Source organism: Planococcus sp. YIM B11945 (assembly GCF_050864155.1).
In the GTDB taxonomy this organism is placed as follows: domain Bacteria; phylum Bacillota; class Bacilli; order Bacillales_A; family Planococcaceae; genus Planococcus.
In genome coordinates, this window is record NZ_JBOZWR010000016.1 from 1 (window position 1) to 1343 (window position 1343).

1 rRNA gene is annotated in these 1343 nt (G+C 56.1%); it reads left to right on the top strand.

Annotated elements, in window-relative coordinates:
* Positions 1-1343: ribosomal RNA gene (locus tag ACRRQV_RS18020) — 23S ribosomal RNA — on the top strand; the annotation flags it as partial.

A 1343-nucleotide genomic window follows, 5' to 3' on the forward strand; every position in this document is an offset into this window, starting at 1 on the left:
CCCCGGAGTCCCTGATTTCACACTGCCAAGAAAAGCCTCTAGCGAGGCGGGAGGTGCCCGTACCGCAAACCGACACAGGTAGGCGAGAAGAGAATTCTAAGGTGAGCGAGTGAACTCTCGTTAAGGAACTCGGCAAAATGACCCCGTAACTTCGGGAGAAGGGGTGCTCTGGTAGGGTGAACAGCCCGAGAGAGCCGCAGTGAATAGGCCCAGGCGACTGTTTAGCAAAAACACAGGTCTCTGCAAAACCGTAAGGTGACGTATAGGGGCTGACGCCTGCCCGGTGCTGGAAGGTTAAGGGGAGTGCTTAGCGCAAGCGAAGGTGCGAACTGAAGCCCCAGTAAACGGCGGCCGTAACTATAACGGTCCTAAGGTAGCGAAATTCCTTGTCGGGTAAGTTCCGACCCGCACGAAAGGCGTAACGATCTGGGCACTGTCTCAACGAGAGACTCGGTGAAATTATAGTACCTGTGAAGATGCAGGTTACCCGCGACAGGACGGAAAGACCCCGTGGAGCTTTACTGTAGCCTGATATTGAATTTTGGTGCAACTTGTACAGGATAGGTAGGAGCCAGAGAACCCGGAGCGCCAGCTTCGGGGGAGGCGTCGGTGGGATACTACCCTGGTTGTATTGAACTTCTAACCCACGCCCCTGATCGGGGCGGGAGACAGTGTCAGGCGGGCAGTTTGACTGGGGCGGTCGCCTCCTAAAGAGTAACGGAGGCGCCCAAAGGTTCCCTCAGAATGGTTGGAAATCATTCGCAGAGTGTAAAGGCACAAGGGAGCTTGACTGCGAGACGTACAGGTCGAGCAGGGTCGAAAGACGGGCTTAGTGATCCGGTGGTTCCGCATGGAAGGGCCATCGCTCAACGGATAAAAGCTACCCCGGGGATAACAGGCTTATCTCCCCCAAGAGTCCACATCGACGGGGAGGTTTGGCACCTCGATGTCGGCTCATCGCATCCTGGGGCTGTAGTCGGTCCCAAGGGTTGGGCTGTTCGCCCATTAAAGCGGTACGCGAGCTGGGTTCAGAACGTCGTGAGACAGTTCGGTCCCTATCCGTCGCGGGCGCAGGAAATTTGAGAGGAGCTGTCCTTAGTACGAGAGGACCGGGATGGACACACCGCTGGTGTACCAGTTGTTCCGCCAGGGGCATCGCTGGGTAGCTATGTGTGGCCGGGATAAGTGCTGAAAGCATCTAAGCACGAAGCCCCCCTCAAGATGAGATTTCCCATTGCGCAAGCAAGTAAGATCCCTCAAAGACGATGAGGTAGATAGGTTCGAGGTGGAAGCGCGGCGACGCGTGCAGCTGACGAATACTAATCGATCGAGGACTTAACCAA